Genomic DNA, 25,328 nt, shown 5'->3' on the forward strand with positions numbered 1-25,328 from the left:
ACGGATCCATGACCGGCGGCGTGCGAAAACTGACGATCGGCAAGGCTGTGCCGCTCCTACCACGGTGGGGGCTGTCCGCCGACGCGGACCTGGTTTATCGCTATCTGGTCAGCTTCGGCCCGCAAACCACCACCGCGGTCGCGGCGAGCCTGGGTCTGGGGCTGCGACGGGTCCGCACCGCGCTGGAGCAGCTCGAGGAGCCGAGCCTGGTCCAGAGCGTCGGCGAGCCGTCCGGCTCCGGTTTCGACGCGACCTGGCACGCGATACCGGTGAACAAGGCGGTGACGACCCTGCGACGGCGCGCCGCACCGCGGGTACCGGCGGCGGCCGCCGTCGCGTCCCAGCCTGTCGCGGACCGCCGTTTCGCGGTCCGGCATCTGCCTGACCGCGCGGCCAGCCGCCGGCGCATCGCCGAACTGGTGACGGTGGAAAGCGTGGAGCATCTGTCGATGAATCCGGAGGAGGTGATCAGCTCCGAGGCCCTCGCGGTCGCCGCTCCCATGGACATCGCGTTGCTCGAGCGCCGGGTGCGGCTGCAGTCGTTGGGGCGCGCACCCACCGACGGAGACCGCCTGTCGCGACACGCGACGCGTCTGGCCCAATTGGGAGGGATGTACCGCGAGGCCACGCGCCTGCCGCACAAGCTGATGATCTTCGACCGGCGGATCGCGTTGGTCGCCGTCGACCCACTCGACCTTGACCACGGCACCTGGGAGTTCGACGATCCCACCGCCGTCGACTCGTTGGTCCGGCTGTTTCTTCGCCACTGGACGGATGCCACCGACCCGCACCGGGACGGAGTGCGGGACATCGTGCTCACGCCGCGGGAGAAGGCGGTGATCGCACTGCTCGCCGAAGGGCACACCGACGACACGGCCGCGCAGCGACTCGGCATGTCCCGCCGTTCCATCACCTACGCGCTCCGGGGACTGATGGACCGGATCGGCGTGGAGAACCGATTCCAACTCGGGCTGGCCCTTGGCGCCATGTACGCCGCCACCCCACCGCAGAACACGTTCACCGAGGGAGACGACCGATGAGACGCTTCGGAACGGCGTTGGCCGCGATCCTGCTCACGCTGCTGGCCGCCACTCCGGCGGCGGCCACCGAGCTCCCGTGGGAGCGACTGTCCTGTACGGCCGGCAGCCTCGACACGATCGAAACCGGCACCACGAACGGCATTCACTTCCTCACCCTGGCCGGGCACCTCGACTGCGCCGACCCAGCGGGCACCGGCGCTACCTTCGGTTTCGCCAGCTATCGGGGAGGGGATAACGGGTGGGCACCACAGTCGACAATGGGACGGTACGCGCCTGTCCCTCCGACGCCGTTCTCCATGCAAAAGACGGTGCGGCCCGGGCAGCCGACATTCGGCATCTGTGTCGTCACCGACAAGGTGGTTCGCGTGGCGTGCGTCGAGGTCGCATGGGATCCGGCACAGCAGATCGCCGTGGCACGCCCGCTGCCCACCAAACACCCGCTGGTCAACGTGAGTGCCACGGTTTACGACGGGCCCGGCAACGCGTCGACCAGCCCCGCCTGCGGCACCTGCTGGTGACGGCAGGATCGGGCCTACGCGATCAGTCGCACAGGCCGAGTGACCGGACCAGATCGACCATCTCGGCGCGATAGAGAGGGCCGGCCGCGCGGGGTCAGGCGAGGGTCTGGCCGCCGTCGACGGTGAGGACGCTGCCGGTGACGTACGGGTTGGCCATCAGGAAGACGGCCGCGGCGGCCACCTCTTCCGCGCTGCCCAGTCGCCCGAGCGGCGTCGCCGCCCCGGCTGCCAGGATCGCCCCGTCCGCCGCCGTACCCGGGTCGGCGCCGTGGCCGAGGAACGCGCGGATCAGCGGCGTGTCGGTGCTGCCGGCCCGGATCGCGTTCACCCGGATCCGTCGCGATGCGAGCTCCACGGCCAGTCCCCGGGTCAGGGCCTCGATAGCGCCCAGGCCGGCCGCCGCCAGGGCGGTTCCCGGCAGCGGGCGCTTGATGAAGTCACCGGAGACGAAGGTCAGCGATCCGCCGGCGGGCAGCCGGGACTCGGTCACGCGGGCCGCCGCGTAGGCGGCCCAGAGCCGGCTGTTCACCACGACCGCGCCGAGCTTACGATCGATCGCCGCGAGCGGCCCCATCGCCAGCGTTCCGGCGGTGACCAGCACATGGTCGATCGAGTCGACCGGATCGAGCGCGTGCCGCAGCGCGTCTTCCTCGCTGGCATCCGCCGCGGCGGTGACGACAATGTCGTCAGGTCCGGGCGCGGCCGCGCGGATGACCGCCGCCGCGGCGGCCAGCCGAGCCTCGTCGCGGGCTACCACGACCACGCGCGCGCCGATGGTGCGCAGCAGGACACCGGCGGCCAGACCGATCCCGGAGCTGCCACCGGCCACCACGACCGTCTGCCCGGCCAGTGCGTGCGGCAGCGGAGTCCGAAGTGGAACCGGTGTCTCACTCATGTTTCCTCCGACGGGTTGGCCACCCCCCGTCGGCGCGGCCTCTGGCATCGAGGCTATGCACACCCCCTGCGACGATCCATGATTAGAACGCTCGATTTCCTAGCAGATCGTCTCGCTGCCACGGGCTACCGTTGCCCCCGTGGACGTACTCGACGACGTGCTGACGGTGACCCGAGTGGGCGGCGGCCTCTCCGGTCGCCTGGTGGCTCGCGCACCGTGGGGCCTGCGCTTCGACGCGGCCGGTGCCGCCAACTTCCACATCGTCATGCGGGGAGAATGCTGGCTTCGGTTGGACGGCGACGCCGACCCCGTGCTCCTGCGGGCGGGTGACGTGACGCTGCTACCACGAGGCGACCCGTACACCGCCGCGGACCACCCCGACCGGCCCACGATCCCGTTCGCCAGCGCGCTGACCGAACGTGATCACGCCCGCACCGCGACAGTCGGCGGCGACGGGAAACAGACGGTCATCATCTGCGGCGCCTACGACTTCGGTACGGACCTGACCCATCCACTGCTCTCCGCGCTGCCTCCGTTCCTGCACCTGCCCGCGACGCACGCGACAGGCGGCGGTGCCGTCGACACGGCCGTCCGCCTGGTCGCCGCCGAACTCGACGATCCACGACCGGGACGGCAAGGCGTGACCGCTCGACTCGTCGACGTGCTGCTGGTCTACATCCTGCGCGCCTGCCAGCAGCGATACGGCAACGCCACCCCCGGCTGGATCGGTGCACTCGGTGACCCTCAGATCGGCCGCGCGGTGGCACTCATGCACGAAGCACCCGAGCGGCGCTGGACGGTGGCCGAGCTCGCCCAAGCCGTGGGCCTGTCCCGGGCGGCGTTCGCGCGCCGCTTCACCGCTCTGGCCGGCGAGCCGCCCCTGGCCTACCTGACTCGGTGGCGCATGATCACGGCCGCGACGCTACTCCGGGAAAACACCGAGCCGCTGTCAGTCATCGCCAGCCGGGTCGGCTACGAATCGGAGTTCGCGTTCGCCCGCATTTTCCGCCGCACCCACGGCCAGCCTCCTGGCCGCTACCGAGCCCTGGCCCATACCCGATAGCGACCAGGCACACGTAGAGCGTGCGCGCTGGAACTTGGTCAGTCGACGCACACCGCTTCGTGTGTCGACCGGAAGACCCAGGTGCCGCCACCGGGAGACATGTAGATCATGAAGGTGTTGTAGGTGCCGGGGGTGCAGTCGTGTCCGACCGCGAGGACGGCGGCCCGGGCCCTCTGTTCGGCCGCGCTCTGCCCGGCCGCGTAGGTGCTGCCCGCCCCATCGGCAGTGGCGCTTCGGGGGGTGTCGTATCCGTCGGCGTGCGCGGCCACGGGCGCGGCTAGCAGGCCGACCGCCGCCACCGCTGAGACGACGCCGAGCCGGTGGAGCCAGGTGACTTTTCGCATGTTCTCTCCCATCCTTAGATACCGAAGTTCGGATTCATCCCCGTCCGCGCGGAGGCGAAAGTCTTCTCGTACGCGTCCAGGCTCCGGTCACTGGAGAACAGCTCACGGGCCAGGAGCGCCTTCTCCTCCCGCCAGTCTCGCGAGGTGGCCGCCATCTCCAGGATCGCGCTCTCCAGTGCCTCCGGGTCACGCGGCGGCACCAGCTTGCCGAAGCCCGTGGAGGTGACCGGGGACCGGCCGCCGGGCAGGTTGGTGGTGACCGACGGTATCCCGCACATCATCGCCTCGGCCTGCACGATGCCGAAGGATTCGGCCACCGACGGCAGGGCGAACACGTCGATGGAGGCGTAGAAGTCGTCGATCTCACGCCCTCGCAGTTCGCCCAGTACGGCGATGCGCCGGTCCTCGCCGATCTCGGCGCGCACATCGGCCAGGTTGTCGCCACCGGCCACGGTCAGGTAGTTGCCCGCGATCAGCAGCCGGGCGTCGGGGTCGGTGATGCGACGGAAGGCTCGCACGAGGTACACGATGCCCTTGTCCTCGACGATCCTGCCGAGGAAACCCACGTGGAGGCCGCCGCCCTTCCGGTAGCTCGGCTGGCCGCCACGCCGGTCCAGGCACGGTGCCGGGATCGCTTGGAACTCCCGTCGCCGCATGAGAGGCCAGAATTTCGAGTCGTGGGCCTGATCCTCGCTGTAGGCGACCACCGCGGCGGAGCGGCGGATCGCCGACCGCGAGGTGACGTCGGAGGCGCGCATGGCGACCGTGTTGAGCAGTCCCGGCGGCAGGTACAGGTCAATGTGGAGGGTGCTGACGATCGGGGTGCGGCGCACGAGGTTCGCCACGATCGCGGCGTCGGCCATCGGCAGGTTGAGGTGAAGCACCCCGGACCGGCGGGCGAGCCGGGCCGTCATCGCCGGGTAGCCGGGGCTCAGCGGCGTCCGGCTGAGCCGCCCGAGAACCGGTGCGCGATAGACGTCGACACCGGCGATGGTCTCGCGGGACGGGAGCGACCGCTCGTGGCGGGTGGTAGCCACGGCCACTCGCCAGCCGCGCGCGGCCATCCCCTCGGCGACGGTACGGGCGGTATGGGTCAGCCCGCTCACGTACGGCTCGTAGTAGGTGAGCGCGACGGTCAGGTCGTACCGTGTGTTCGTTTCGTTCATCCGCATGAGTTTCCTTCCCGGCACTCGGATATCGACATCGTCAGGCGCTGCGCGCGATGGTCTGACAGGCCGTCCGCGAGCACCATCCGATATCGACGCACAGTCACTTCTTCGGTGGTGAACAGCCAGTCCAGGCGCCACAGCGGCATCCCGAAGCGCGCCCAGGTGGCCGGGTAGACCGAGCCCGTCGCCCGCGTGGCGTCCCTAAGCCGGTCGGGCAGCGCACGCAGCAGGCCCATCGCCGGTGACGTGTTGAGGTCACCGGCCAGCACGATCGGGAACGGGTTGCCCGCCACGTCGGCGGCGAGCGCCCGGTAGTTGGCCCGCCGTACGTCGTGACCCTTTTCGCTGTCGGGCTCGAAGAACGGCAGACCCACCGTGGGTACGGTGAAGTGAGAGTTGTAGAACGACACGACACGGCCGCCGACGAGCAGGTCGGTGCGGAGCGTCTTCGCCGTGTAGTAGTCGGGCATCCGCGAGTCGGTCGGTGGCAGGTCGTTCCACCGCTTGGACAGCCACGGACGCAGATCCAGAGGTCGCTCCAGGACGACCGGAAATCGGGACAGGGTCACGAGTTCGCCGGCGACCACGACGTGGAAGCCGGGAAACTCGCGGCGTAGCCGTTCGGTGTCGTCGATCCGGATCGGCAGCCAGTCATCGCTGAAGTAGAGGTACTCCTGCAGCAGGTAGACGTCGGCTTTCTGCTGGCGCAGGTACCGGTAGAAGCGGTCGGTGTCGCGCGAGGGCCCTTCGGTCTGCTCCACCGGTTGGTCCCAGTACCACGTGTTCCACGCGAACACGGTGATCGCTCCGGGCGGGATCGGTGCGGACCGGTGCCACAGAGCCGTGACGTTCACGCCGGCCATCGACCAACCCACCGCCAGCGACAGCACGGCCGCCACCGCCACCGCGCCGCGGGCGGGACGGGCCAGCGGCGCCACCGCGAGCAGCGCCACCGGAACGACCGCGAACGCGAGCGGTGGCGTCAACTCCGGAATGGTCCACCACCAGGCGCGGCCGGACACACCCCGGTGGGCGACGACGAAGGCCAGCCAGGCGCCGGCCGCGGACACCACCACCCAGGTTCGTAGGCGCCACCGTCGCGTGCCGCTTCGCGGGGCGGCCTCGGCCTCGATCACCACGGGCCACTCCTGGCGGCGAGCAGGAATCCGCCGGTGAGAGCCGCCCACAGCACGGCGTTGACGACCAGCACCGGGTCTCGCACCAGGGTTCGCGCCGGATCACCGCCGGCCCCGCGTACCAGCGCCAGCTGCAGGTAGCGGAACAGTCCGAACAGCGCGAGCGGGGCCACGAGCGCCGCCGCGGTCGACCCGTACCCGCCGAGTGGGGCCTCCGTGCGCAGGTAAAGGAAGTAGGAGCCGGCGGTCAGCACCGCGGTCAGCACCATGAGCTGCTCCGCGAGGGTCACCGTGTACCCGCGCAGCGCCGGCCGGTGTGCCGCGCCGACCGACACCAACTCCTGGCGCCGCTTGCCGATGGTGAGCAGAAGGCAGAGCGTGAACACGCAGATCAGCAACCAGCCTGAGGCGGTCACCTCGATGACCACGTAGCCCTGCATGAGCCGGAGCAGGAACCCGGCGGCCACCAGGAAGACGTCCAGCAGCGGCACGTGTTTGAGTCCCAGCGAGTATCCGGCGTTGAGCACCAGGTACACGCCGATCGGCCAGGCCCAGCTCCACGGCTGGCGGCTGAGCACCCCGGCGAGCAGGACCAGCAACGCCGCACCGAACAGGGCCACCGCGGTCATGGGTACCCGACCGGACGCGATGGGACGGTACCGGTTGGTGGGGTGTGCGCGGTCCCGGTGCCGGTCGACGGCGTCGTTGAGCAGATAGACCAATGAGGACGCGATGGTGAACGCGGCGACCGCCCATGCCAGCCGGCCCAGGGCGGCCAGCCGCCAGATCTCCAGATCCAGCAACGGCAGGCCGACGGCGAGCACGTTCTTGACCCACTGGCCGGGCCGGGCCAGCCGGACGAGGTCACCGGCGGAGACCGCGAGGCTGGCCGGCGCGGTCCTGGTCGAAACCGCCATCAAAAAAACACCTTCGCCGCCCGCAAGGCCCCTTGCGACCACGGATCGCGGCTCGTGCGCCCCGCCCGGCCACGGCCACCGCCGGGTTGTCGCTCACACCACCACTGGTACGTGCTGCGCAGCGCCTCCTGGTTGGAGTACCGGGGTTCGAACCCGAGCCGCTCGCGTACCTTGTCGGTGCTGACGTAGGAGTCACTGAGCAGCTTGCTCACCAGCCGCCCGTAGACCGGCGAGAGACCGGTTCGCTGCAACAACCGCAGGACGGCCGCAGCGGGTCGGGCCGGGATCGACACCACCCGCCGGTGGTGGCCGGCGGCGTCCAGTACCGCCTGAAAGTCCTCCCGCAGCGTGCCGAACCGTGCGGCCGCCACGTTGAAGGTGTCGTTGGCGAGGGCCGCTGGGGCGGTGAGCGCGGCGACCACGCAGTCGGCGAGGTCTTCCACCGCGCACATCTGGATCCGCACGTCTCCCCGTCCCAGCACCGGGAAGTTGCGGCCCTCCTGGGCCCACTCGAACAGCATCGCGAACAGCCCCATCCGCCCCGGTCCCAGAAAGGTCTTCGGGCGCAGGATCGGTACGCAGAGCCCGCCGGCTCGGAACCGCTCGCATACCTCCTCGGCGGCGGCCTTCGCCCGCCCGTACGCGTCGACGGGGGTGCGTGGATGCTCCTCTGTGGTCGGCACCACGGTCGGCAGGCCGTAGACCGCTGTCGACGAGATGTGCACCACCCTCGACACGCCGGCCTCGCGGGCGGCGGTGAGGACGGTCCGGGTACCGTCGACGATCACCGACTGGATCTCGGGCTCCGGATAGCTGGGCAGCCCCGCGGCGCAGTGCACGACGGCGTGCGCGCCCTCGAAGGCGCGGGTCATCGCGGGCAGGTCCCGGACGTCCGCGACCGCGTACGGCACGTCGTCGAACGGATCGGCGGCCGGTCGGATGTCCACACCGGACACCGGCCACGCCTGCGCGCGCAACCGCCGCACGAGCCAACCGCCGAGCATGCCCGCAGCGCCGGTGACCACGACCCGGTCCGGTTCGGTCACCATGCGGCGCCGGCCTTCTCCCGGATGAACCCGGTGAGCAGTCGCCGGAGCCCGACGGCCAGGGTCTCCTCCAACGCGGTGAGGAAGTACTCGATCTCGGCCGGTTCGATCACCAGAGTGGGCGCCACCATCAACGGGTTCTCGACGTTCGGGCTGTAGTAGGTCATGACGCGGTGCTCGCGGTAGAGGTGCGCGATGACCGAGAGCGTGATGAGCTTGGTCCGGAACCGCGGGTCCTTTGTGAACCCTGGCACCAGCTTGCCGGCCAGGTCGAGCAGTTTCGGTCCGCCGCCGAGGAAGACACCGTGCAGCGCGCCCACCCCGGTGGTGCGTTCGACCGCCTCCGGGTACGCCTTGCGGATGCGCTCCAGGCCGGGCGTGAGGATCGCCTCGATCGCCCGTGCCCGAGCCGGATAGTCGTCTTCGACGACCACGTTGACCGCCTCGATCGCGGTGGCCGTCTCCTCACCGAACCCGTAGTACGTCGTACTGTGCAGGATCACGTCGGAGAGCCGGTCGTACGCCTTGCGGAACAGCGGCTCCCGCGCGGTGTAGCCGGAGATCGACGCCTTCCCGCCGCCGAGAGACTTCGAATACACGAGGATGTCCGGGACCAGCCCCTCGTGCCGCATGAAGTGGAACAGGGTGCCGGTCTTCCCCCAGCCGGTGTAGATCTCGTCGAAAATCAACACGATGTCTTCGGCGGTGCAGAGCCGCCGCAGCTCCGTGAGCGCCGGCCCGGACCACGATCGCAGGCTGGAGGCGCTGAACGGTTCGACCATCAGCGCGTAGACGTCACACTTGCCGTCGGGCTTCCGGGTCGCCTCCACCGCCGCCCGCACCGCCTCGACATCGCCGTACGGATACACCACTGCGTTCGGTAGGCCCGGAAACTGGAAGTGGTTCTCGGCCGAGCCGGTGAGGCTGCCCGCGCCCAGTGTCTTGCCGTGAAAGCTGATGTCGGCTCGCAGGATCGTGTTCCGGCGGCCGCCGTGATACTTGTACGCCATCTTGATGGCGCCTTCGTTCGCCTCGGCGCCGGAGTTCGGGAAGTACGAGATCGCGAGATCGCCGGGCAGCAGTTCGGCGATGTTGTGGCTGAGCGCCGCCACGTACGGCGAGAAGAACGCCTTGTGCACCTCCATCCGGCGCTCCCGCGCGAATCGCTCCCGCGCGGCCAGCACGCGCGGGTGGTTGTGGCCGTGGTTCAGCACGCCTACCCCGCCGGACAGGTCCAGCACCCGGGTGCCGTCTCGCATGTAGATCCATGGGCCTTCGGCCCGTTCGACCAGCTCGCGGCCGAACCCGAACGAGTTCATCAGCGATACCTGGCTGCGGCTGACGTACCGCCGGTAGAGGTCGTGCACCTGTTTGGTGGACAGCTCCTCACAGTCCTCTACGCTCATCAACTTAGGCATGAGTGGTGGCCTCCTTGGTTCGATGCAAAATCTCTGCCGTGGCGAGCGCCGCCCCGCCCAGCAGCACATCGCCGACTGTGGTCAGCAGCCGGCTGGCCAACGTCACCGCCGTGGCCGCCGGTACCGGCAACACCGCCGCCAGGGCGGCGAGGAGCATCGCCTCGCGTACCCCGAGACCGTCAGGCACGACGACCGCCAGCAGCCCGACGACGGTGGCGAGGCTGAACCCGCCCACGCACAACGCCAGTGACCGCAGCGGCGGGGCGCCCATCGCGACCGCCAGCAGCCACAGGTGCAGCCCGGAGACGAGCCACGACAGGCACTGCGCGACGACCGCGATCCGCAGCCCGCGGGCGGCTGGCCAGTTGGCTGGCAAGGGCCGGCGCAGCAGCCGCGCCCCGAGCAGCCCGAGGCGGCTGATCAGGCCCGGCCACAAGGCGAGGGCCAGCATCGGCACCGACGCCAGCGCGATCCACAGGGCCGTGCCGGAGAGCAACTCCACACCGGCCAGCAGCCCGATCGTGAGGCCGGTCAGGTGGACCAGTGCCATGCTGCACAGGCCGCTGCCCAGCATTCGGGGCACGGTCACGCCGTTGGCCGTCGCCACCTTGACCTGCGCCACCATGCCGGGCACCTTGCCGGGCACGTACTTGGCGAGATAGCCGACGAAGAAGATGCGCATGACCTGGGGCAGGCCGACCGGCGGGCCGCCGCCGAGCAGGACCGCTCGCCACGACAGCATGCCGAGCAGCGGTCCGACGACGGCCGTCGCCAGCGCGGCGGCGAGCAACAGGCTCACCTGCGAGGCGTCGCGCTGCCCGAGCATCTCGGCGACCACCGACCAGTCCTGGCCGGCGAGCGCCCGGACGATCCCGACGACCACGACCGCCCCGAAACCAGCGAGGAGCAGCCGCCACGCCAGCTTCCGCCACCCGGGCGGACTGTCCGCGTCCGCCACTACCGGTTCCCTACCGCGACTCGTGTCCGGTGCCCGAGCACCTCGCGCGCGACGCGGAACAGTCCCGCGCCGTGCCCGAGCACGAGGGCGACGTGCACGAGCAGGTGCACGGCGGCCGCGAACACCGCGAACCGGGCGCCGCGGCTGCGGTACGTGTATCCGACGAACTCGTGGTTGGCGACCACGAAAACGCCGGCGAGCAGCGGCCACGTCAACAACAGCCATGGCGCGAAGGGGATGGCGGGGACCGTCAGCAGCGTGAGCGCCGGCGTGATCAGCGACGTCCGCGCCGACCAGTCCAGATGCCAGAACCGGGACAACGAGATCATGTCGCCCCGGGCGCCGATCGCGCCGGCGCGCTGGCGCCGCCAGGTGCGCAGCATGATGAGCGGCTTCACGCTGGCTCGCAGAAACTGCTCCCGCAGCAACGGAAGCAGCCGGTCGACGTCGTCGTGCCGGGTGAGCACGGCGTCGGTCACCACGAGCCGGTACCGTTCCGGCAGCCGGGTGCCGAACTCGTCGTCTTCGATGTGCCGCAGGTCGCCGTCGAACCCACCGGTGGCCTCGAACACCGCTCGCGGGATCAGCGAGGCGGTGAAGACCGCGCTGGTCTCGCGCCCCACCGTCTTACGGCGCCAGAAGTACTCGAACGACAGCTGGTACGCCTCCACCGGCCCGTCGTCGAACAGCGGCTCCGGATGGTAGATCCCTTGCACCATCCCGCAATCGGGAGTCTCGCGCAGTACCCGCACCGCGTTCTCGATGGCGTCCGGCTCCAGCGCGGTGTCCGAGTCCACAAAGAACAGCAGCGGCGCGGTGGAAGCCGCGACACCGGCGTTGCGTGCGGCGGCCGCACCCCGGTTGACCGGCAGCTCGATCAGCCGGAACGGGGGCAGGTGATCCCGCTGATCCCGGCGATCCCGGGCGAACTCCCTGGCGATGTCCGGCGAGCGGTCGGTACTGCGGTCGTCGACCACCACCACCTCTGCCGGCGGGTGCGTCTGGGCGTACACCGACTCAAGACACGCCCGCAGCACCTTCTCCTTGTTGTAGTTGGGCACGATCACCGCGACGGCGTCACCGGCATGCGTCGTCATCGGATCCCCCGGATCGCCGCGTACCCGACCCTGAGCGCGCCGATACCGGTGCCGAGCACGGCGACGGCGTAGAGCACGGTGTGCATGCCGACCGTGAACGCGGCGAAGCCGGCCCCCCGGAACCGATAGGCGTACCGGAGGAAGTCATGGCTCGCCGCGGTCGACCCGATCAGCAGCGCCAGCCACACCAACGCCAGCGATGGCACGGCCGCCACGAACGGCAGGGTGAGCAGGCTGAGCCCGGACAGCGCCAAGCCAGTCGGCGACATCGCGTGTACGCGCATCCCGGCCCCGGCGTTGCGCCGCCGCCACACCTTCCGCATCAGCATGGGCGTGCGGGTCGCGAAGCGCCACTGCTCGCGCAGGAACGGCCAGAACCGGTCGACGTCGTCGTGCCGGGTGAGCACCGTATCCGTGACCACGAGCCGGTACCGTTCCGGCAGCCGGGTGCCGAACTCGGCGTCCTCGCCGTCACCGTGGCGCAGGCACTCGTCCAACCCTCCGGTGGCGTCGAACGCCTCACGGGTCACGAGACTGGCGGTGAACAGCGTGGCGGTGCGGCGACCCACGCTGCGACGGCGCCAGAAGTACTCGAACGCCACGCGGTACGCCTCGACCGGCCCGTCGTCGAACAGCGGTTCCGGATGGTAGATCCCCTGCACCATCCCGCAATCGGGAGTCTCGCGCAGTACCCGCACCGCGTTCTCGATGGCGTCCGGCTCCAGCGCGGTGTCCGAGTCCACAAAGAACAGCAGCGGCGCGGTGGAAGCCGCGACACCCGCGTTGCGGGCCGCCGACGGACCCCGGTTGACTGGTAGCTCAATCAGCTTGCACGGCGGGGCGAACTCCGTGACGAATTCCCGGGCGATCTCCGGCGAACGGTCGGTACTACGGTCGTCGACCACCACCACCTCCGCCGGCGGGTGCGTCTGCGCGTACACCGACTCAAGACACGCCCGCAACACCTTCTCCTTGTTGAAGTTCGGCACGATCACGGCAACCCCGTCGGGCCGCGACTCGGTCATCCCACTCCTTTCGACGCCTCGGGCAGGAGCCGCGCCGAGCCGGCCCTTCTGAGCCAGGCCGTGGCCAGCACGAGGAGCGCGGCTCCCATGACGAGGTAGAGCAACTCGGTCGGCAGTACCCAGTCGCGCGGTGACATGTCGACCCAGCCCAGCACCCAGACCGTCCACCACGGCAGCGGAATCGCGAAGACCAGCCAGAGCGCGGCGAACAGCGCGCGTGCGGGACGCCAACCGCGCCGCACCAGGGCCGCGACGAGAGCCAGCACCGGGACGCACCAGATCCAGTGCGTGTACCAGGTGACCGGCGAGACGAGCAGCCCGGTCACCCCGCACAGCACGATCGCGAGCAGTTCCTCACCGCGCCGGCTGGCCCAGACCGCGACCGCCAACCCCATCGCGGCGACGGCGACACTCGCCACGATCCACCCGGGCTCCCACGACCCCGGAAGGACGTTCACCCAGACACCTCGGACGGAGCTGCCGTACGCCTCCTCGCCCGGTGGACGGGTGCGGTCGCTGTCGACGAACGCGCCGCCCCAGAAACTGAGCGATGGCGCGGGCAAAAGCAGGAAACCGAGGCCGACGGTGCCGAGGAAGCTCAGCGACGCGATCACCGCCGCCCGGATCCGGCCGGTGAGCAGCAGGTACGGCACGAAGATGAGCGGGGTCAGCTTGATGCCGGCGGCGATCCCGATCAGGACGCCACGGTACCTTCGCGGGGTCCACAGTAGATCCGCGAGCACCAGCAGTACGAGCAGGACGTTCACGTTGCCCAGCAGCAGGGTACCGATCACCGGCGACAGCGGGAGGGCCGCCAGGGTGCCGGCGAGCACCAGCTTGCGCCGGCGGGCCGGCTCGTGGACGCCGACCCGGTCGAGCGTCAGCCACACCACACCTTGCAGGCAGAGCACCGACATGGCCGTCCAGAACCAGTACACGGTGTCCAGCCCCAGCCACCCGAGCGGTGCCATCAGCAGTGCCGCGAAGGGCGGATAGACGAACGGGTATCCACTGTGGGCGAAGTCGTACGGCGACCCGCCTGCGAGGACCCTCGCGCCGGCCTCCCGATAGATCGACAGGTCACCCGGGAAGCCCGCGAAGCGCTGCTGCACGTCCGCCACGGCCTGGGTATCGGCCAGGTCGCCCCTGGCCCAGGTGAGCACCAGCAGCAGCACGGTGGCGGTGATGGCCGCCGGCAGCAGCATCGCGGCGACTCGCCAGGCGCCTCGGGCCACCAGCCGGCGCGCGGTGCCGATCGCCCCGCCGGTCGCGGTCGTCAGCTGGTAGAGCAGATGGACGGCGGCGAACCGCAGCCCGAAGCCGAGCCCACGGCTGGCGACGACCCGGCGGTAGGTGCCGCTGTCGAACACGACCGCGGCGGCCAGCAGGACGGCCGGCACCACGGCACCGGCCGCCCCGGTCAACAGCGGCAGCGGCAAGCTCGACGCCGCCGCCAGGATCAGGCCGCCGGCGAGCACGCGAGCGAGCGAACCGCTGGGTCCGCCGCCGGCGCGCCATTCGAACGCGCTCGTGTACGCCCGCTGGAACACCTTGGGCAGCAGCACGCGCAGCGTCGAATCGTGGTCGTGTACGCCCGCGATCGCCGCGGTGCTGCGCACCTCGTACCGTTGGCTGAGCCGCCATCCGTACTCCGGCGCCTCCGTGTGCCGCAGAGCGGGGTCGAACGGCCCGATCTCGCGGAACACGTCGGCGCGCATCGCGCACAGCGCGGTGTGCAGGCCCGTTATCGGACCCTCCTGCACCAGCCACCAGTGATACATCTGCAGGGCGCGGTACTGCGCGACCAGCGTGCGCGAGCGCAACGACTCGGGGCGCAGTACTCCGCAGATCGCGCCGAGCCCTGGCGATGATCGCAGGGCAGCCACGGCCGCCGCGACGCTGCCCGGTTCGAGGGCGACGTCGGCGTCCAGGAAGAACAGGATGTCGCCGCGGGCATGGTCCGCACCGAGATTGCGGGCGGCCGACGGGCCTTGATTGATGGGGAGCCGCAGAACCGTGGCGCCCATGGACTCCGCGATCACACCAGAGTCGTCGGTGCTGCAGTCGTCGACGACGATGATCTCGACGGGTGCGTATGTCTGCCCGATCACCGAGCGTAGACACAGCTCAATTGTCTCGGATCGGTTGTAGCAGGGGACGATGACCGAGACCAGCGGTTCCACGCAGCAGGTCCTCCCATGATCAGTAGCGCACCGGCACGTTGGCATGCTCCGATCGCGGCGCGGGAGCCACAAATGATCGTGCCCAAGTTGTTATCGACTCGCTTCTATGTTGCGCGAATCCGCAATACCGGCCGCGCAATCACGCACCCGCTCACCCCGGTTAGGTGTTTTCACGGATTGCGCCCTCGCTCGAACACGTGGTGGAATCGCCCGGGACATACGCAAGGAGCCGGTTTGCCAATTGGATCGCGCGCGCAGGACGCCATTGTGGTGGCACCATCCATACCCTCTCTCGCGCACTGGGGACGGTCCGCCGACGCCGACCTCATCTACCGGACTCTCATCACGTTCGGCCCGGCCACCGTCAGCGAGCTGCATCGAGATGTGGGCATGCCGTTGCGCCGGATCGTCGCCGGCGTCGACGAGCTAGCCTCGATCGGCGCGATCGCGAGCCACTCCCCCACATCGCGGCGGGAGCCAACCTGGATCCCGAAGCCGCCCGCGACGGTCCTGGCGTCCCTGCGACGGATCCGCCGAGCAGAACTCGAACTGTCCACCGCCGGCCAGAGCCCGCCACCGGTCACCGCGCAGCTCCTGGCCAGTTCCCAGAATGGAAGAGGCGGGCTGCGCCACCTCCGCACCCGCGCACTGACGCGCGCCCGCCTGGCCGAGCTGAACGCGGTCGCCGTCCACGAGCATCTGGCGATGAACCCCGAGCGAGCCTTCGACGCGGCGGCGGCGAAACCGGCCGTCCACATGGACCGGCTGGTACTGAGTCGCGGCGTGCGCATGCGGGTCGTCGGTGTGCACGCCTATGAGCCGGACCCGCTGATCTCGCACGGGCGCCGGCCGGCGGAGCCCAGGCCGGACTACCGCGCGACAGCGTCCCTACCCATGAAGCTCATCGTCGTCGACCGGAAGATCGCCTTCTTCCCCGTCGACCCCGACAACATCGAGCTTGGCTACCTCGAGGTGGCGCAACAGCCCGTGGTGTCCGCCCTCGTCGGCCTCTTCGAACGGCACTGGGAGTCGGCCCGAGACCCCTGGGAGTGGGCGGTGCCTCAGATCGCCCTGAACCCCCGCGAAGAGGCCCTGGTCACCCTGCTCACCAAGGGCCACACCGACGCCAGCGCGGCACGACACCTGCGCGTCAGCCCGCGTACCGTCACCGCCATCCTGCGCGGCCTGATGGACCGGCTGGGCGCGGAGAACCGCTTCCAGCTCGGCCTGGCCCTCGGCACGCTCCGCGCGGTCGCGCCGCCAACCGTGGCCCCGGCCAACACATCCGACCAGGAGACCACATGAGCCGTCTCGCCCGCACCTGGATGCGCCTCGCCGTCTGCGGGTCGGCGGCTCTGCTCACGGCCGCCTTCGGGGCGCCAGCGGTCGCCGCCACACCCGACCCGGCAAAGCCCATCGTCGTCCAGCCGCCATCGTTGTGGGACGTCGCGCCGTGCGCGACCGGCGACCTCACCGGCGCCGCGACCCTTGACGGCGACGGGCGCCGGCACCTGACGCTCACAGGCTGGATCCAGCCGTGCGCAGACACCAAACACACCAACGGTTACGGCATGGCGTATTACTACGCCGACACCGCGGTGGTGTCCTGGGCCTTGAGTCCATATGCGACACTGAGCGGCCCGACCGCGTTCGTGGCGACCGCGTCGTTCGGCCCGGTAGGGCAGGAGCCTCTGGAGACGTCCTACGGTCCGCTCGCGGCGGTGTGCGTGGTGCGCGGCCCGATCTCTCCGGTGGCATGCGTCAGGCTCACCCAACCCGACGGCGGCCCGCCCACCTTCGCTCCAATCAGCACCGGCGACCCGCTCATCACCTCGGTGCCCGTCCAGTGGCGCAACAACACCTGGGTCCAAGACCAAACCTGCGGCAACTGCGTCTAGCACCCCGTCGCGGTAGCTCAAGGTCTATGGACCGCACTTGACTAACATGTCAACATGGTTGACATGTCGATCAGCGAGCGGGACATCGCGCTGTTCTTCCTGGGCTGGCGCGGCTTCGTCGACACCGCTGACGCGGTCCTCGCCGAGCACGGGCTCGGGCGGGTCGATCATCGCGTCCTGTACGTCGTCGTGCGGCAGCCCGGCATCACCGTCAGCGAGCTCGCCGGCGCGCTCGGCATCAGCCGGCAGGCCCTGCATCGCCCGTTGTCTGGCCTGCTACGCCGCGGCTACGTCACCCGGTCGGCGTCTGCGCGAAGCGGCCGTGAGCGGGCGCTGTCGGCCACCGCGGCCGGTGCGGCGGTCGAACGCGCGGCGACCGGTCCTCAGCTGGCGCAGCTCGAGCACGTCGTGGCTGCCGCCGGCGACGCCGCTCTCGCCGGCTGGCGCGCGGTGATGCGTGGCCTCGCCGAGGCGACCATGGCAGCCGCCCCACCCCGCACCCGCCACCTCATCGAAAGCTGACCATGCGATGCCAAGCCTGACCGAACAGTTCCTTGACCTGCCGAGTGGACGCACGCACTACCGCGTCGACGGGCCGCCCGGCGGGCCCGTCGTCGTCCTGGTCCCCGGCGCCACCCTGCCGATGTTCGTCTGGGATGGACTCGCCGAACCGCTTGTCGAGGCCGGATACCGCGTGGTGCGCTACGACCTGCTCGGCCGGGGCGCGTCCGCTGTCCCGCGGGTGGCGTACGGGGCAGACCTCTACCGGCGCCAACTCGTCGAGCTGCTTCAGCGGCTGGATGTCGCCGGGCCTATCCACCTCCTGGGGCTGGCGTTCGGGGCGATCATCGCGGCGGACTTCGCCGACCGGCATCGCGAACGGCTCGCGAGCCTGACCTATGTGGCGCCGGACGGGTTCGGCGTCCACACCACCCGGTTCGGTCGCCTGATGAACCTTCCCGGCGTCGGCGAACTCGTGCTCAGTGTCGCGGACTGGTAACCGTAGCCGCCTGTCTCGTGCCGGTTGTCGCGGTCGGTGACTTCGACTGGTGCGCGTCGGTGGTGATGCCGATCGTCTTCGGCGGGGCGCTGTGGCTGTCGTGGGTCGCGTGGCTCGGGATCAAACGAGCGCGTGTGCTACGCACGCTCAGCGAGGTGCGCGCCAAGGTGGAGCCGTCGAGTCCAGAGTGGAACTGGTTCGAGCGGGCGTGGTCGGCCACGACGCGGCTGGACAAGCTCGCTCGCCGGGCGCTGCCGCGCCCGTACGCCGACAACCTGCGCGCGCAGGTGCGGAGCACGGCCCGGGACATGTACGGGCTGGCCGGCCACGCGAGCGAGCTGGCCCGGCGGATGAAGTCGATCGACGCGGCCCGGCTCGACGCGGAGGCGAGGCAGTTGCACGCCCGCCGGCAGACCGCCATCGGCGACGCCGCGCTGGCGGTCGACCGCTCGCTGACCGCCGTGTCGGACCAGCGGGCCGTGCTCGAGCGGATGACGCTCGCTCGCGAGGTAGCACTGGCCCAGCTGGCCTCCGACACCCACGTGCTGGAAGGGCTGCACGCGAGGACGCTCGAGCTGGGCGCCAGCCTCAAGACGGCACCCGTGCCGCCGCGAAACGCCCTGGACGACCTCACGCTCGAACTGGAGGGCCTGCGGGTGGGCCTGTCCGAGACGATCGAGCGGACCCGCCAAGCCATGACCGGCGCGTCACCCGGGTAGGGCCAGGGGTCGCAGTCGCAGCAGGCTGGCCTCGGCCGGCGGTAGGGACAACACCAGGTCGGCGGTCGCGACCGGTTGGAAGGTTCCGGTTCGCGGGTCGAATCGCTGGGCGGTACAGGCCTGGGCGTCCAGCCGGACGACGACGGTACTGGTTTCTCGATGGCTCGCGTTGCACACGAACAGATGCCGGTCCGGTCCGGCGCCCGCGAAGGTACCGGCGATGGCGTTGCCTTCGATCGACCTGACCCACGGGTCCGGGCGGAACGCGCTGGCGCCCCGCGGGACCTGGTCGACGTGCGCGACACCGGTGGACCGCAGACCGCGCAGTTGGCGGGCGACCGGCGTGAGCCATTCGGTGTTGATCCGCCTCACCGCTTCGTACCGCGGCGTGCGTAGGCCACGGTGGACGAGAGCCGGCTCGAAGTCTTCGCCTCTGCTGGGGTCCGGCGTCCAGTAGGTGAAGTACTGGAATCCGGTGAAGCCGTACGCCAACGCGGTGTTCACCTGCCAGAGCATTTCCCGCGCGTTCGGCTCGCGGTGGGCGTGGTAACCGAGGGTCTGAAGGTACAGCCACGCGGGGATTCCCCGCCGTAGCGCGTGCCCGCGGATCGTGGCCAGGTCGTGGAAGTAGTGAGGATCGTCCACTTCGCACAGGAAGGGGTACCGGTCGAACGAGAGAATCGCGGGGTCGACGGCGTCGACGAACCCGCCGACATACTCGTCGTACGGTTCGATCGCCGAACTGGGCAGCAGGTTGACGTAGGCCAGGAGCCACGACGCGCGCTGCCGGATGATGTCGACGGCCAGCGCGAGGTTGGGGAAGCGGTCCGGCTCCGGCTCGTCCAGGAGCCCGATCCCGGCGAAGGAGGGATGCGGCAGGTAGTCGTCGATGACCTGGCGCAGCAACGCCTGGGCGTCCGCGGTGGCGAGGTCGAAGTGTCGCATGAGCACATCGATCCGGGAGTCGCTGGCCACGACGACCCGAAGGCCGACCTCGTCGGCGCAGGACAGCGCGTGGTGCAGGATCTTCGGGTCGTTGAGGTAGTTGCCGGTGATCACCAGGTTGGCACCGAGGTCGGCGATCTCCCGGTACCGCTCGACGGTGGTCTCCTCGGGTGGCGGCGGCCAGAAAATCGCTATCGACGGTTCACGGCCGGTCGACAGCGAGGGGCTCACAGCGGGCTCCGGGTGATGCGACCTTCGTACCTTGCTTCCAGCCGCTGGTTGTGTTCGTCCGAGCCGGCGATGTTCGCCGACAGGTAGGTGGGTGGGGGAAACCCGCGAGCCGTGAGCCGGTCGATGGCGTGGGCGACCATCATCTGCACGGCGATGGCCGATGTGATCGACGAGACCGCGCAGACCGGGCCGTGCTCGGTGGCCAGCAGGGCGTCACCGTGTGGCGCGTGGTTGTCGATGACGATGTCGGCGATCTCGAAAAGCCTCTTGCCGGACGGGTGCCGCGAGGTGATCGCCTGTGAGTGTTCCAGCGAGGTGATCGCGATGACCGGGATCTGCTTGTCCTTGGCCAGTTGGGCCATCTCGACGGTCGACCCGTTGCCGCCGGAGTTCGACGCGATGACGAACGCGTCCAGCGGCCCGATCCGGTGCAGCGCGAACACGCGGCGGGCGGTCTCCGGGTCGCGCTCGGCGAACGTGTCGATGCTGTCGGGTGCGGCGCCGCCCAGGATCACCAGATCGCGCAGCGCGAGCTTGTTGGTCGGTACCAGGCCACCCGCGCGACCGGCGACCTCCAGGGCGACCGCCTCCGAGTGCCCGGTCCCGTAGGCGTGAATCACACCGCCCGCGCCGACCGCCTCCGCGAGCACTTCGCCGGCGGCGGCGATCTGCGGCCGCTGGCTGTGCAACATGGACTCGATGCGTGTGCTGGCGGACGTGACGAAGACATCCGGCAGGCTGGGCCGCAACATTACCTCCGTGGTATCAACGGTTCATCCCGGCCGTGAGGCCGGCGACGATCTGGCGGGTGGCGATCCCGAAGAGGATCACCAGTGGAAGGGTCGTCATCACGAGTCCGGCGAACAGCGTGCCCCAGTCGTTCTGGAACCGTCCGAAGAAGTGCGTGAGCCCGACGGGGATGGTGAGCTTGCTCTCGTCGCGCAGCAGGACCAGTGGGTAGAAGAAGTCGTTCCACAAGGGAACGAACTGGAAGACCACGACGGTGGCGATCGCCGGTCGCACCAGCGGGAGCATGATGTGGCGGAAGGTGGCGAACGGGCCGGCACCGTCCAGGGCGGCCGCCTCGTCCAGCTCGCCCGGCAGCTGCCGGAAGAACGCGCTGAGCACGAAGACGTTGAACGGCACCGAACCGGCCGCGTACACCAGCATCAGCCCCAACCGGGAGTCGACGAGGTTGAGTCCGTCGAGCAGGTAGAACAGCGGCAGCACGCCGAAGTGGCCGGGCAGGGTCATGCCGGAGATGAAGTATCCGATGAAGAAGCCGCGACCGGTGAACTTGCGACGGCCGAGCGGGTACGCGGCGAGTACCGACACCGCCGCGCCCAGGATGACCGCTCCGGTCACCACGACGACCGAGTTCAGCACGTAGGTGGAGAACGACGCCTCGGTCCACGCCCGGGTGTAGTTCGACAGGTAGAGCTTGTTGGGCAGGCCAATCGGATCGTTGAACAGGTCCTGTGTCGGTCGCAGCGAGCCGAGCACCATGACGAAGAGGGGAATCATCGCCACGAGGGCGTACCCCCACAACATGAGCGGCACCATTACCGCTCCCCTACGCGGCGTCACATCGCCTCCTCTCCCTGGCGCAGAATCCGGTTCAGCAGGATCGTGGTGCCGAAGATGAAGGTGAACAGGAACACGGCCAGCGCCGAGGCGGTGCCCACCGCGTTGATGTCGCCGCTGGCGAAGGCCGCCCGGTAGAACAGCAGCCCCAGCACGTCGGTGGACCCGGCCGGCCCGCCGCTCGATCCGCCCAGCGCGTAGACCAGCGCGAAGGTGTTCATGCTTCCGATGAAGCTGAGCACGGTGATGGTGCCGATCGCCGGACGCAGCAGCGGCAGGGTGATGTGCCAGAAGACCCGCCACGAGGACGCGCCGTCCACCCTGGCGGCTTCGGCGTACTCGGCCGGGATGCCACCGATGGCCGCGCTGAAAAGCAACATGGGGAAACCGACCCACTGCCAGGTGGTTATCAGAATCACCATTGGCAGGGCGGTGCTCGGGTCGCCCAGCCACGGCTTGGCCAGTTCGTCGGGTCCGATCGCCCGCAACAGGGTGTTCGCGGGGCCGAACGTCGGGCTCAGCAACAGCGTCCAGAGATACCCGATGACGAGCGGATTGACCAGGTAGGGCGTGGCGAAGATGATTTGCAGCGCCCGCTTGCCCCGGCGGGCCCGGGAGAACGCCAGCGCGAAGGCGAGCCCCATGGTGTTCTGCACCAGCATGGTCCCGGCGAACAGCGCCAGGTTGTGTCCGAGCGCGGGCAGCAGTTTCGACCGGAACGCCTCGTTGGTGAACAGCCCGACGTAGTTGTCCACGCCGACGAAGGCGTCTCGAACCGTGCCCTTCCAGGAGAAGACGCTGTAGCTGAGACCGGTCAGGAGCGGGTAGACGACGAACAGGGAGTACAGCAGCAGGGCCGGTACCAGGAACAGGTACCAGGTGCCGGCCCTGCCGCCGCGGCCACGGGTGGTTACCGGGGCTTGAGCCATGTCGCCACACTCGCGTCCAGCTTCGCGGCCGCCTGCGCGGCGGTGATCCGGCCGAGCAGCATCTCCTGAAGTGCCGCGGAGAACACCGTCTGGGACGACGGGTTGCCGTACGCGAACTCGTTCATGAAGTACCGGGCGCCGTTGGAGGTGTACGTGCCGGCGACCTCGCGCAGGATCGGGTCCTTCGGTTCGACCCCGGGTACCGCCGAGAACTGCACGACGGTGTCCGTGTAGAGCTGGCCGTACTTCTTGCTGGCCAGCCACGACAGGAGCTTCAGCGCCTCCTCGCGGTGTTTGCTGTTGGCGCTGACCCCGTACGAGCCGTCCATGAAGCCCGGCAGCAGCGCCTTGCCGGCGACGGATCCGGGTGGCGGCGGCGCCGAGAAGGTGCCCAGGTCCAGGCCGGGAGCGTTGGTGCGGAAGAAGTTGACCTCCCAGATGCCGCCTGGGAACATGGCCGCCTTGCCGGCCGAGAAGAGCGTCTGGGCATCGGTGTACGAGACCCCGGCGACGTCCTTCGGGAAGTACGGCTTGAGTTGGTTGACGAGGTCGACGCCGGCGACGAAATTCGGGTCGGCGAACGTCTTCTTGCCCGCCTTCACCTCGTCCAGGAACGCGTCGCCGCCCCACCTGGAAGTACCGAAGATGCTGGTGATGATCGGCAGCGTCCAGTCGTCCTTGCCGCCGACCGCGAACGGCACGATCTTCGCGGCCTGCAGCTTCTGCGCGGCCGCGATCATGTCTTCCCAGGTCTTGGGTGGTGCGATGCCGTTGTCCGCGAAGATCTTCTTGTTGTAGATGACGTGGAGGGTCTGGATGGCGAAGGGCACGCCGTAGACCTTGCCGTCGGTGTCGCCTTTGGCGCCTTGCAGGACACCCGCGTTGAAGTCGGCCAGTCCCGGTACCGAGGAGTTGTCCAGCGGAACCAGCCGACCCGCCGCCACCAGCGGTTGCAGGGGCGCGCCAGCGCGCAGCCAGGCGACGTCCGGACCGTCCTTGCCGGCCAGACCGGTGGACAGGATGGTGTCGTATTCGGTCGCCGTCGTGAAGGAGCGGGCGTCCACCTTGACGCCGGGGTTGTCCTTTGTGTACTCGGCGAACATCTTGTCGTAGTTGGCTTCCGGACCCCAGCCCCACACGGAGAGGGTCACGTTTTCGTCATCGCTTCCGCTGTCGGCGCCGGGGGCGCAGGCAACGAGGGCGGTCAGGCTGGCCACGGCCAGCACAGCCACCCGACGGGTCAACCGCATCGGGTTTCTCCCTCGGTTATCTCATGGTCAAAGTGTCAACGAATGGGCAGGCGGTGCCGGCTCAACGCGGCAGCGGCCCGATCCATGGCCTGCTCGCTGGCGTCGAGCGTGCGCTGCACGACGCCGATGTACAGGCAATCCAGAATGAGCATCTGGGTGTGGCGGGCGGCGAGCCCGCCGACCCGGAACGGCGCGTCCTGCGCCGCGGTGGTGAGCAGGATGTCCGCCGCGTCAGCGAGCGGCGAACGGGGAAAGTTGGTGATGACTATCGTGGTGGCGCCGCGTTCCCGGGCGACCCGGATCGGCTCGACGACCTCGGCGGTGGCGCCGGAGTGCGAGACGGCCAGGGCGACATCCCGGTGATCACGAACGTTGGCGCTGCAGATCGCGTCGTGTACGTCCTTCCACAGGTGACAGGGTCGCCCGATCGAGTGCAGCCGCAACTGCACGTCCATCGCGACCCCCGCACTGCCGGACACCGCGTAGACGTCGATCGTCCGCGCCCGGCTCAGCGCGGCGACGGCTCGCTCCACGGCGGCCAGGTCGAGTTGTGCGGCGGTGTCCTCCATGGATCTGGTGTCGCTGGCCACGAGACTGGCCACGACCTTGCTCATGGGATCTTCCGGGGAGAAGGCGATCAGCGGCCGGCCCCGATCCCGGCCATCGTCGCGACCCACCTCGGTCGCCAGAGCCAGCCGCAGCTCCGCGTACCCGGGTAGATCGAGCTCCCGGCAGAACCGCGTGATGGTGGTCAACGACGTCTCACAGCGCTCTGCCAGTTCCGTGATCGTCGCGCTCGCCACCGCACCCGGGTCCGCCAGGATGCGTTCCGCCACCCGCTGATGCGCCACGGTGAGTGTTGGTGCCACGGCCCGGATCCGGGTGAGGATTCCGGTCCGCAGACCCACCTGAGGGGAATCATTATCGCGAGCAACGGTCATGGTAGTTAATCCTCACCGTGGAAGATCATGCTGTCAATAGTTCGTCGCGACGAAACATCGCGGCGACCTCGGCGCCGACCTCCGCGCGCAGCGCCAGCCACGCGGCGCCGGCCGCCGGATCCGCGCTCACCGCCGGACGCACGGACCACCGTGCCGTGGCGCCCTCACGCACGATCCGCGCCACTTCCCCGCCACCGTCCAGGACCCCGCCGGCGAGCACCAACGGGCGCCCCGCCACCGGCGCCAGGGCGGAGACGGTCTCCAGCAGCGCCGCGCCGGCCGCGCGCAGGATGCCGGTGGCCACGGGGTCGCCGTGCCGGTGCGCGGCCGATACGACAGGTGCCAGCCTCGCGAGCCGCACCGGCACGTCGTTGTACACCGCTGACAGCACCGGCTCGCGTCGTGGCGGCACGCCCAGCGCCGCGGCGACCGGGTCGATCATGCTCGTGGGCGCGCCGTGCCCTTCCAGGGCCGCCAGCACCGCCCGTACCGCCTGGCGGCCCAGCCAGAAACCGCCGCCGTCGTCACCCAGCAACCAGCCGTTGCCGTCCACCGTGCGGGAGATCCGCCCGCCAGCGAACTCCGCCGACGCGGCACCGGTACCGGCGACCAGCAGGTAGCCATCGGCCTCAGCGGTCCCGGCGGCGAACGCGGCGGTGAGGTCGGAGACGCAGTCGACGACGGGTGCCGGGCCGCCCGCGGACAACCGTTCCGCCAGGTCCCGGCGGACCTCGGTCTCGAACGAGGCGCCGCCGCCGGCGGCGGCGACCAGGACCCGGCCCACCCGGCGACCGGGAGGCCCGGTCGCCGGGTCGAGCGCGCCGGCCACCGCCGCGCCGATGGCGCGGACGGCGGCCGGCACCCCATGAGCCACCGGATTACCCGGGCCGGAGGTTGACCGCCCGCACACCTGTCCGTCGAGGGTGGTGACTACCGCGCGGGTACGCGTTCCACCCGCGTCCACCCCGACGACAAGATCGACCCCGGTACTGGCTGACTCAAGATCCACTGGCGCAGTTCTC

The 25,328-nt window shown here is 69.8% G+C and carries 26 protein-coding genes; 8 read left to right on the top strand and 18 right to left on the bottom strand.

What is annotated here, in order from left to right; all coding sequences use genetic code 11:
- Positions 1 to 20 precede the first annotated feature (20 nt).
- Positions 21 to 1,040 carry a helix-turn-helix transcriptional regulator gene (locus QMG73_RS08565; RefSeq protein ID WP_281893601.1) on the top strand — a complete coding sequence of 340 codons (1,020 nt, stop codon included), beginning with the start codon at positions 21 to 23 and terminating at the stop codon, positions 1,038 to 1,040.
- Positions 1,037 to 1,558: a hypothetical protein gene (locus QMG73_RS08570; RefSeq protein WP_281893603.1), complete on the top strand. Its 522-nt coding sequence runs from the start codon at positions 1,037 to 1,039 to the stop codon at positions 1,556 to 1,558. Before QMG73_RS08565 ends, QMG73_RS08570 begins: the two co-directional genes overlap by 4 nt.
- A gap of 94 nt (positions 1,559 to 1,652) precedes the next feature.
- On the opposite strand, the gene QMG73_RS08575 is transcribed toward QMG73_RS08570, so the two are convergent.
- On the bottom strand, positions 1,653 to 2,453 hold the full coding sequence (locus QMG73_RS08575) for an SDR family oxidoreductase (RefSeq protein ID WP_281893604.1): 801 nt from the start codon (positions 2,451 to 2,453) through the stop codon (positions 1,653 to 1,655).
- 139 nt (positions 2,454 to 2,592) lie between these two features.
- Here QMG73_RS08575 and QMG73_RS08580 point away from each other — a divergent pair, with 139 nt between their 5' ends.
- A complete protein-coding gene (locus tag QMG73_RS08580) occupies positions 2,593 to 3,516 on the top strand; it encodes an AraC family transcriptional regulator (protein ID WP_281893606.1) in 924 nt (307 codons plus the stop codon).
- 38 nt (positions 3,517 to 3,554) lie between these two features.
- Here the strand turns inward: QMG73_RS08580 and QMG73_RS08585 are convergent, their stop codons facing one another.
- From QMG73_RS08585 to QMG73_RS08630, 10 genes are all read right to left on the bottom strand, one after another.
- Positions 3,555 to 3,860, bottom strand: coding sequence for a hypothetical protein (locus tag QMG73_RS08585; protein ID WP_281893608.1), 306 nt, complete (start codon positions 3,858 to 3,860; stop codon positions 3,555 to 3,557).
- Positions 3,861 to 3,874: 14 nt separating this feature from the next.
- The gene (locus QMG73_RS08590) at positions 3,875 to 5,026 is read right to left on the bottom strand and encodes a glycosyltransferase family 4 protein (RefSeq protein WP_281893609.1); all 1,152 of its coding nucleotides are present in this window, start codon (positions 5,024 to 5,026) and stop codon (positions 3,875 to 3,877) included.
- A complete protein-coding gene (locus QMG73_RS08595) occupies positions 5,023 to 6,168 on the bottom strand; it encodes an endonuclease/exonuclease/phosphatase family protein (protein ID WP_281893611.1) in 1,146 nt (381 codons plus the stop codon). The genes QMG73_RS08590 and QMG73_RS08595 overlap by 4 nt, the downstream gene beginning before the upstream one ends.
- Complete coding sequence (locus QMG73_RS08600; protein ID WP_281893612.1) at positions 6,162 to 7,082, bottom strand: UbiA prenyltransferase family protein; 921 nt, start codon at positions 7,080 to 7,082, stop codon at positions 6,162 to 6,164. The genes QMG73_RS08595 and QMG73_RS08600 overlap by 7 nt, the downstream gene beginning before the upstream one ends.
- Positions 7,082 to 8,131: an NAD-dependent epimerase/dehydratase family protein gene (locus QMG73_RS08605; RefSeq protein WP_281893614.1), complete on the bottom strand. Its 1,050-nt coding sequence runs from the start codon at positions 8,129 to 8,131 to the stop codon at positions 7,082 to 7,084. The genes QMG73_RS08600 and QMG73_RS08605 overlap by 1 nt, the downstream gene beginning before the upstream one ends.
- A complete protein-coding gene (locus QMG73_RS08610) occupies positions 8,125 to 9,447 on the bottom strand; it encodes an aspartate aminotransferase family protein (RefSeq protein ID WP_281894363.1) in 1,323 nt (440 codons plus the stop codon). Before QMG73_RS08610 ends, QMG73_RS08605 begins: the two co-directional genes overlap by 7 nt.
- A gap of 91 nt (positions 9,448 to 9,538) precedes the next feature.
- A complete protein-coding gene (locus QMG73_RS08615; protein WP_281893616.1) occupies positions 9,539 to 10,504 on the bottom strand; it encodes a lysylphosphatidylglycerol synthase domain-containing protein in 966 nt (321 codons plus the stop codon).
- Positions 10,504 to 11,601 (bottom strand): glycosyltransferase family 2 protein, encoded by a 1,098-nt coding sequence (locus QMG73_RS08620; RefSeq protein WP_281893617.1) that lies wholly within the window; start codon positions 11,599 to 11,601, stop codon positions 10,504 to 10,506. The genes QMG73_RS08615 and QMG73_RS08620 overlap by 1 nt, the downstream gene beginning before the upstream one ends.
- Entirely contained in the window at positions 11,598 to 12,626 is a 1,029-nt protein-coding gene (locus tag QMG73_RS08625) for a glycosyltransferase family 2 protein (RefSeq protein WP_281893618.1), read from the bottom strand. Before QMG73_RS08625 ends, QMG73_RS08620 begins: the two co-directional genes overlap by 4 nt.
- On the bottom strand, positions 12,623 to 14,809 hold the full coding sequence (locus QMG73_RS08630) for a glycosyltransferase 87 family protein (RefSeq protein WP_281893620.1): 2,187 nt from the start codon (positions 14,807 to 14,809) through the stop codon (positions 12,623 to 12,625). Before QMG73_RS08630 ends, QMG73_RS08625 begins: the two co-directional genes overlap by 4 nt.
- Before the next feature lie 234 nt (positions 14,810 to 15,043).
- Here QMG73_RS08630 and QMG73_RS08635 point away from each other — a divergent pair, with 234 nt between their 5' ends.
- The 5 genes from QMG73_RS08635 to QMG73_RS08655 are packed head-to-tail and all read left to right on the top strand — an operon-like array spanning position 15,044 to position 18,426.
- Positions 15,044 to 16,114 (top strand): LuxR C-terminal-related transcriptional regulator, encoded by a 1,071-nt coding sequence (locus QMG73_RS08635; protein ID WP_281893621.1) that lies wholly within the window; start codon positions 15,044 to 15,046, stop codon positions 16,112 to 16,114.
- Positions 16,111 to 16,707 (top strand): hypothetical protein, encoded by a 597-nt coding sequence (locus tag QMG73_RS08640; protein WP_281893622.1) that lies wholly within the window; start codon positions 16,111 to 16,113, stop codon positions 16,705 to 16,707. The genes QMG73_RS08635 and QMG73_RS08640 overlap by 4 nt, the downstream gene beginning before the upstream one ends.
- Before the next feature lie 54 nt (positions 16,708 to 16,761).
- Positions 16,762 to 17,229, top strand: a complete 468-nt coding sequence (locus QMG73_RS08645; RefSeq protein WP_281893624.1) for a MarR family transcriptional regulator — start codon at positions 16,762 to 16,764, stop codon at positions 17,227 to 17,229.
- Between the two features lie 7 nt (positions 17,230 to 17,236).
- Positions 17,237 to 17,707 (top strand): alpha/beta fold hydrolase, encoded by a 471-nt coding sequence (locus QMG73_RS08650; RefSeq protein WP_281893625.1) that lies wholly within the window; start codon positions 17,237 to 17,239, stop codon positions 17,705 to 17,707.
- Positions 17,708 to 17,724: 17 nt separating this feature from the next.
- Entirely contained in the window at positions 17,725 to 18,426 is a 702-nt protein-coding gene (locus QMG73_RS08655) for a hypothetical protein (protein ID WP_281893627.1), read from the top strand.
- On the opposite strand, the gene QMG73_RS08660 is transcribed toward QMG73_RS08655, so the two are convergent.
- The 7 genes from QMG73_RS08660 to QMG73_RS08690 are packed head-to-tail and all read right to left on the bottom strand — an operon-like array spanning position 18,415 to position 25,315.
- Positions 18,415 to 19,602 (bottom strand): hypothetical protein, encoded by a 1,188-nt coding sequence (locus QMG73_RS08660; protein ID WP_281893629.1) that lies wholly within the window; start codon positions 19,600 to 19,602, stop codon positions 18,415 to 18,417. The two genes, QMG73_RS08655 and QMG73_RS08660, sit on opposite strands and share 12 nt — an antisense overlap.
- The gene (locus QMG73_RS08665) at positions 19,599 to 20,354 is read right to left on the bottom strand and encodes an SIS domain-containing protein (RefSeq protein ID WP_281893630.1); all 756 of its coding nucleotides are present in this window, start codon (positions 20,352 to 20,354) and stop codon (positions 19,599 to 19,601) included. The genes QMG73_RS08660 and QMG73_RS08665 overlap by 4 nt, the downstream gene beginning before the upstream one ends.
- A 13-nt stretch (positions 20,355 to 20,367) precedes the next feature.
- Positions 20,368 to 21,165, bottom strand: coding sequence for a carbohydrate ABC transporter permease (locus QMG73_RS08670; protein ID WP_281893631.1), 798 nt, complete (start codon positions 21,163 to 21,165; stop codon positions 20,368 to 20,370).
- A 20-nt stretch (positions 21,166 to 21,185) separates the two neighbouring features.
- On the bottom strand, positions 21,186 to 22,115 hold the full coding sequence (locus tag QMG73_RS08675) for a carbohydrate ABC transporter permease (RefSeq protein WP_281893633.1): 930 nt from the start codon (positions 22,113 to 22,115) through the stop codon (positions 21,186 to 21,188).
- Complete coding sequence (locus QMG73_RS08680) at positions 22,097 to 23,365, bottom strand: ABC transporter substrate-binding protein (protein WP_281893635.1); 1,269 nt, start codon at positions 23,363 to 23,365, stop codon at positions 22,097 to 22,099. Before QMG73_RS08680 ends, QMG73_RS08675 begins: the two co-directional genes overlap by 19 nt.
- Before the next feature lie 35 nt (positions 23,366 to 23,400).
- Positions 23,401 to 24,273: a MurR/RpiR family transcriptional regulator gene (locus tag QMG73_RS08685; RefSeq protein ID WP_281893636.1), complete on the bottom strand. Its 873-nt coding sequence runs from the start codon at positions 24,271 to 24,273 to the stop codon at positions 23,401 to 23,403.
- A gap of 58 nt (positions 24,274 to 24,331) precedes the next feature.
- Positions 24,332 to 25,315 carry an N-acetylglucosamine kinase gene (locus QMG73_RS08690; protein WP_281893637.1) on the bottom strand — a complete coding sequence of 328 codons (984 nt, stop codon included), beginning with the start codon at positions 25,313 to 25,315 and terminating at the stop codon, positions 24,332 to 24,334.
- Positions 25,316 to 25,328: the final 13 nt, after the last annotated feature.

It is taken from the genome of Phytohabitans aurantiacus, assembly GCF_027923225.1.
GTDB lineage: Bacteria > Actinomycetota > Actinomycetes > Mycobacteriales > Micromonosporaceae > Phytohabitans > Phytohabitans aurantiacus.